Annotated in this window: 6 protein-coding genes; 4 read left to right on the plus strand and 2 right to left on the minus strand. The window is 57.2% G+C overall.

What is annotated here, in order from left to right; genetic code table 11:
• The first annotated feature begins 51 nt into the window (after positions 1-51).
• On the plus strand, positions 52-786 hold the full coding sequence (locus RSSM_RS08430) for a YebC/PmpR family DNA-binding transcriptional regulator (protein ID WP_008676655.1): 735 nt from the start codon (positions 52-54) through the stop codon (positions 784-786).
• Positions 787-831: 45 nt separating this feature from the next.
• Here the strand turns inward: RSSM_RS08430 and RSSM_RS08435 are convergent, their stop codons facing one another.
• Both RSSM_RS08435 and RSSM_RS08440 read right to left on the minus strand, forming a co-directional pair.
• Positions 832-1,869, minus strand: a complete 1,038-nt coding sequence (locus tag RSSM_RS08435; protein ID WP_008676656.1) for a hypothetical protein — start codon at positions 1,867-1,869, stop codon at positions 832-834.
• 114 nt (positions 1,870-1,983) lie between these two features.
• On the minus strand, positions 1,984-4,035 hold the full coding sequence (locus RSSM_RS08440) for a thioredoxin domain-containing protein (RefSeq protein WP_008676658.1): 2,052 nt from the start codon (positions 4,033-4,035) through the stop codon (positions 1,984-1,986).
• 290 nt (positions 4,036-4,325) lie between these two features.
• Here RSSM_RS08440 and RSSM_RS08445 point away from each other — a divergent pair, with 290 nt between their 5' ends.
• Genes RSSM_RS08445 through RSSM_RS34100 form a run of 3 tightly spaced genes read left to right on the plus strand, consistent with a single transcriptional unit; the run spans position 4,326 to position 6,569 of the window.
• The gene (locus tag RSSM_RS08445) at positions 4,326-4,787 is read left to right on the plus strand and encodes an S-adenosylmethionine decarboxylase family protein (protein ID WP_008676660.1); all 462 of its coding nucleotides are present in this window, start codon (positions 4,326-4,328) and stop codon (positions 4,785-4,787) included.
• Positions 4,784-6,400 (plus strand): DUF4178 domain-containing protein, encoded by a 1,617-nt coding sequence (locus RSSM_RS08450; RefSeq protein WP_008676662.1) that lies wholly within the window; start codon positions 4,784-4,786, stop codon positions 6,398-6,400. The genes RSSM_RS08445 and RSSM_RS08450 overlap by 4 nt, the downstream gene beginning before the upstream one ends.
• 1 nt (position 6,401) lies before the next feature.
• The gene (locus RSSM_RS34100; protein WP_008676664.1) at positions 6,402-6,569 is read left to right on the plus strand and encodes a hypothetical protein; all 168 of its coding nucleotides are present in this window, start codon (positions 6,402-6,404) and stop codon (positions 6,567-6,569) included.
• The last annotated feature ends 163 nt before the right edge of the window (positions 6,570-6,732 follow it).

Consider the following 6,732-nt stretch of genomic DNA (forward strand, 5'->3'; position numbering starts at 1 on the left):
CCCAGCTGGGTCGGATTACTAGAGCTTTTCTCAACAAAGGAAATTACGGAAATGGCAGGGCATTCCAAATGGGCCAACATCCAACACCGTAAAGGTCGTGTCGACGCGGCCCGCGGGAAGCAATGGAGCAAGCTCAGTAAAGCGATCATCGTGGCCGCGAAAACAGGCGGCGGAGATCCATCCGCCAACATTCGCCTCCGCAAAGCGATCGACGACGCCAAAGCCGTCTCGATGCCGAAAGACAACATCGAACGGGCCATCAAACGTGGGACTGGCGAACTCGGTGGCGATGCCGTTGAAGAAGTGCTCTACGAAGGATACGGTCCCGGTGGCGTTGCCGTCATGTGCTCGGCACTCACCGATAACCGCAATCGCACCACGCCTGAACTGAGAACCCTGTTCGGCAAACACGGCGGCGAACTCGGCAAAACCGGATGCGTGTCCTATCTGTTTGAACGCAAAGGACTCTTCATCTTCCCGTCCGGAACCGATGAAGAAAGCGTGACAGAGATCGCACTCGAAAACGGTGGCGAAGACGTCGAGGCAGACGACGACGGACAAATTCAGGTCACCTGCCCTCCCGACAGTTACGACGCTTTGTCCGATGCATTCGACGCGGCCGAACTGAAAGCCGACGTCAACGAGATCACTCAAATCGCCTCAACCAACGTTGACCTCGACAGCTCGGTTTCCGGCAAAGTGATGTCGCTGCTCGAGGCTCTCGACGATCACGATGACATCCAAAACGTGAGCACCAACGCGAACTTCACCGAGAGCGACGAATAGGCGAACACGAAAACGCCGCCGGCCGATTCGAGAAACTGCAACAGCCTACGAAAGGCTCTTGAGCCACTGTTTGCCCTGTTCGGCCGACTCAAATTTGAGGTCTTTGAGCTGCGTTTGCAGCTTTCGGTCATCACAGTCGACGGCCGTTTCGACCGAGAAAATTTGACGATTCGAGAGCGACTGCACCAACGTCGAGATCAAAAACTGTTGCTCGGCGGTAAGCTCGCACGCCTCCGTCCCCATTTCAACGCCCGGATCAATCTTCACGGGCATCCCGTCGTATCGATGGGCCTCGAGGTGCGTCAGCGATAGGATCGCCTTGGAACTTTCCATGACCTGGACTTCGGGGTCACCCATCCACAATCCGCAGGTCGCAAGCGATTGCTGCTGTTGGTGATCGACGAGCGAGTGCGATTCAATGTCGAAATGACTCATCGCGGCGGCCACCCGTGAGTCCGCCGGCAGGACCGGAACGTGATCCAAACGTGTGCTGCGACGCAGTTGCAAGAACGATCGGTTCATAGGCGGACGGTAGGTCGAGGTTTGAACGACCATCCGATCAATCGTGCGGTCCACGGTATATCCGCTGCGTGAAAGCAACGAACCGGTGCGAGCATCCGAAACCGGCACCCCAATGCCGTGCCCGATCGGCGCGAGTCCTGCGTACCCGTTGTATCCGTCACGGACGGTTCCGACGCGGACCTCAGTAACGCCAACCTCTCTCAAGTTTTCTTCAACCGCCTTGAGCAATTGGTCGCAGATCGCGAGCCCCGGCTCGTCGGCAAAACAGAGAGCGGCGATCGTAGCCGACGAAGGCGTTTGCTCGGTATCGGCAGCTTCGCTCTCGTCGCCGGCTACCTCACCATCGGACTCATCGAGAAACCAGTGTGCCCACGCGATCACCTGACCATCGGCGAGCCCCACCATCAACGTCGCCGGATCGAAGAAGTTCCTCGACATCAAGGCGCGTTCCAAAATTGAAACGCTCACCGGAGGAGTTTGGCGTGCTGCCTGCCAGTGCCGAATCCAAACTTCGAAGACTCCCGGAAGGTCGCAGTTTTGGAAAGGACGAATAATGGCCATGGGGATAATCTCGATTCGGCTGCCAAGCACGCGTGTTCTTTCGTGTCGCCTCATTGCAACACTTCTCGCGTTCGAACGCGTACCAACACTAACCTAGCATCTCGTTGCGCACAATCACGGATCGACCTCCGGTGACTCGCAATGAAAGTCGCGACATCGATAAACGGTAAACGACTCTCCGAGTGCTTGCTTGCCGTCGAGCAATTCCTTGCCCACCGGCGATGCCGCCTGGGTACCGGCGCCATCATGCGACGACGAAGGTGTCGCCCACACGAGCGTGGTAGCCGGGTGATAGGAGCCCAGCATCCGCCGCGCCACATCGACCGCAGACCCACTGTCGTTCAACGCGATCACCCACTCGCCGTTGTCATGGTACAGCTCGTCGATGACGCTGATGAGAGCGGCACAGGCGCGGGTCTGAGTACGGATCACCGCCTCGCCGCACCGCAGCGTGTGGTTCACCGCATCGAGCCATTTGGATTCGCCCGTGATTCGAGCGAGTTTCAAACAAACCATCGCAGCCGACGCATTCCCGCTGACGAGCGAACCGTCGTGCCAATCTTTGTTGCGAGTGAGCAGCGGATCGGAATCACTCGCGGTGTAGTAAAACCCGCCATCCTCGCGGTCCATAAAACGCTCGACCAAATCGCCCGCGAGCGCAACCGCATCGACCAACCAACGTTCCTCGCCGGTCGCCTCATACAAGCTCACCAATGCATCGGCGAGCAGAGCATGATCATCGACAAACGCATCCCCGTGGGCGGTGCCCTGACGGTACACATGCAGCAGTCGACCCTCGGGGTCTCGCATCTTTTCCAAAACAAAGCCAGCGGCTCGTTTTGCGGTTTCGAGATAGTCATCACGTCGCATCACGACGCTGGCAACGCAAAACGCCCGAACCGCCAGGGCATTCCATGCGACAACAATTTTATCGTCCCGCTGCGGCCTCACTCGTTTTTCGCGGGCGATTCGCAGTTGCTCGCGATCCGCAGCGAGTTCTTCCCGCAGGTCGCTCAATGGGACAGACAACACTCCTGCCCAATGCGTTAACGGTTGTGGCAAATTGGGAATCGACGCCCTTTCGAAGTTTCCTTCCTCGGTGATGTCATAGACGCGGCAAAAACGGGCTCCCCGTTCCGCACCGAGAACCTGCTCCACTTCGGCCGGCTTCCAAACATAGAATTTGCCCTCGACGCCTTCACTGTCGGCGTCTTCGCTGCAGTGAACCCCGCCGGCCTCGTCCAACATGTCGCGTTGAAGGTAATCCAAGATCTCTGCGGCGACTTCACCGTGGCGTTCGTTCCCGCTGACCTGCATCGCCCGCGTGTACACCTCCGCGAGCAGCCCGTTGTCGTAGAGCATTTTCTCGAAATGCGGCACCAACCACTTTGCGTCGACACTGTACCGAGAGAAACCACCGCCGATGTGATCGCGAATCCCGCCCGCCGCCATTTTGTCGAGCGTCAACTCAACCGCCTCGATCAAACGACGATCCTCCGTTCGGGCAGCCACCCTCAACATCAGATCGAGGTCCGTCGCGTGAGGAAATTTGGGGGCATCGCCAAAGCCGCCCCATTTCGTGTCCAACGTTTTCAAAACCAGTTCAATCGCCACACCGACCCGGTCCGCTCCGGGCGTGTCTTTCGCGGTCGCATCGGTACCGACCGCTAGCTTTTGCAGGCTCTCGGTTATCTCACCGGCGTGACTGGCGATATCCTCGCGGCGGTTCGCCCATGCATCGACCAACGCGTCGAGAACCTGCGGAAAACTCGGCATACCCCCGTGAGGCAATACGGGCCAGTACGTTCCCGCGTAGAACGGCCTGCCTTCATGGTCCAAAAACACACTCATTGGCCATCCACCATGACCGATCATTAACTGCACCGCGTTCATGTAAACCTGATCGAGATCGGGACGCTCCTCGCGGTCCACCTTGATGCAAACAAAGTGTTTGTTGAGAAACTCGCCAACCTGCTCGTTTTCGAAACTCTCATGGGCCATGACGTGGCACCAATGGCAGGCCGCGTACCCGATCGACAAAAACACGGGCACGTCGCGAGCACGTGCGGCCGCAAAGGCTTCGTCACCCCACGGCATCCAATCAACCGGATTGTCTTGATGCTGCAGTAGATAAGGGCTGAGTGATTCAGCGAGTTGGTTGGGCATGGGGAAGGTCCGGTGATGGAACAAATAGGCCGGTGATCAGACAATGTCGGCGATGTTTCAGTTTTGAGTTGACCATCATAGAGTTTTTCCTACCACTCACCATTGCGGCCTCTCGCCATCGCGGCGGTCTCATCGTCGCGGCCGCATCGCAACGGCCTCATCGTCGCGGTGTTTCGCACGGCCCCGTCACCGACCAGTTGCGATCTTTCGACCCGACCCCCGATCGGGTAAAACTAGATCCCTGCCGGCGAACATTCAAAACGTGGACTCTTATGGGGAACAGCTAGGACATGCCTGAGCGTCTCGTTTCAAACCAATCGTTGCCTCTCGCTGCCGCCGGCACACCGCTCGTCTCTGTCGGCACTCAGTGGGTAGTCGATGCCAGCGGTTGTGATCCTAAAAAGCTGCAGTCGCTCGAAACCATCGGATCGATTTGCAGACGTGTTGTCGACTCACTCGCATTGACAGTCATCGGCGATCCGGCCTCGCATCGATTCGCGGCCCCGCACGGCGTAACGATGCTGTACCTTCTCAGCGAATCGCACTTGGCCGTCCACACGTACCCCGAGCACGGTCTGGCGACATTCAACTTTGTGTGCTGCCGCGATGAAGCGGAGTGGCCGTGGAAAGTGGAACTCGGAAAGAGCCTCGGTGCTGACCACGTTTGCATCCGAGTGCTCCAACGAGGGACGTGGCATCACGATGCTGAACGCAAATCCGACAACGCCTCGGTCATGGAGGCGTTGCAGTGATCGGCGCTCGTTCGCTTAAAAAGAAAGGCGGTGCTTGCCCGAACTGTGGTGGGCCCGTCGAGTTTCGTTTCGACGCAACCATGGTGACCGTCTGCGATTTTTGCCACAGTGCGATCGCTCGCAACGACCGTGACATTGAGTTGATCGGCAAAGTGGCCGAACTCGTCGAAACCAACTCGGTCATGCACCTCGGTTCGACCGGCCACTATCGCGGGAAACCGTTTGAATGCATCGGACGGGTTCAATATCAACACGCCGCTGGCGGCTACTGGGACGAATGGTACCTGCGTTTGCCGGGCGACAAGATGGCTTGGCTAGCCGATGCCCAGGGACAATTGCACCTGACGTTCCCGCGACCGATCCGCAAAAAAATGCATGTCCCCGACTTCAACGAACTCCGCGTCGGCGAGGAGATTTCGTTGGGCGACAACGAACTCGTCGTCAGCGAGAAAGGTGTCGCCACCTCGTTCGCCGCTCAGGGCGAGATCCCATGGAATTTCCGTCCCGGCGACGACCATATCTACGCCGACCTGCAAGGCAACGAGGGGTGGTTTGCAACCTTTGAATATGACTCCGAAGACACCGACGCAAAGAAGCAATTGTCGGTTGGCAAAACCATCGCACTCGAGGAACTCAATCTCGACCCTCCGGCGGTCGTCACTGCCGAAGAAGACGCGCCGAAACGAGTCGCAATACTCAGTTTGAATTGCCCGCAGTGCGGCGGGCCGCTGGATCTGCGAACACCTGACCAAACGATGCGGGTCGGCTGCCCGAACTGTGGAGCGATGCTCGATGCTGAGCAAGGCAAACTCAAAATCCTCAACATCATCGACAGACGCCAACTGCATCCTGAGATCCCATTAGGATCGGTCGGCCGATTCAAATGCCCCGATAAAGTCAGCGATCATGAGTTCACGGTAATCGGATTCCTCGAACGCTACGCCTTGTATCAAGGCACGACGTACCCATGGCGTGAATACCTGCTACACAATCCCGAAATCGGATTCCGTTGGCTCGTTGAAAACGATCGTCACTGGTCCTTCGCCGAACCGGTTCCACCGAGTCAAATCAATACCGGATACAACAAACGAACCTACGACGGACGGACGTATCGGCTGTACGATCGCGGCACGGCTTATGTCCGATCCTGCATGGGCGAGTTTTACTGGCAGGTGAATCAGGGCGATGAGGTAAGCACCAAAGACTACATCAGCCCACCGTACATGCTTTCTTTCGAACATTCACAAACCGGCAATGCCGAAGAGCTGATCGCTTCCAAAGGCGTCTACCTCACCACAGACGAAATCGAGGAAGCGTTCGGAGTGAAGAACATCGTCCGTCCATGGGGAGTCGGGGTGATCCAACCGTCGCCTCCGATCCACTTCGGCGTGTGGTTATCGTGGTGTGGATTCGTCACATTCATCACGGTGATTCATCTATTTGGAAAATCGATTTTCGGTTTGACGTCGCAACTCGGACCGGACCCTTGGATGTGGTTCTATGCGATGATTTTCATCTCGATCATGCCTGCTGCGATCCTGCTATACAAATACAATTTCGAAGTCCAACGCTGGAAAGACAGCGACTACAGCCCTTACGCCTCGGACAATTGAAATGCGACTGCTTCGAGTTTATTTGATTATCGGCGTGCTGATCTGCCTTTGGTTCAGTATCGCAACGGCACGCGGTTGGCGTGCGATCGACACGGGCTTCCTCAATTCCGGCGGGTCCGGATCCTACGGCGGTCGCGGCTACGGCGGCTCCTGGGGCGGCGGCAAATAGGGTCACACACAAACGCCAGCGGATCAAAACGATTCGCACCGCATCAGCAATCCGACGCATCCATCCTGTTCACCATTTCACCATCACCACTTTGAAAACCATCCGCTCATGAACCTTCTCGCTCAAACTGATAATGCGGCGAACACCGACTCCCAGCATGTCG

Origin of the sequence: Aporhodopirellula sallentina SM41, from assembly GCF_000346505.1 — a bacterium.
Taxonomy (GTDB): domain Bacteria; phylum Planctomycetota; class Planctomycetia; order Pirellulales; family Pirellulaceae; genus Rhodopirellula; species Rhodopirellula sallentina.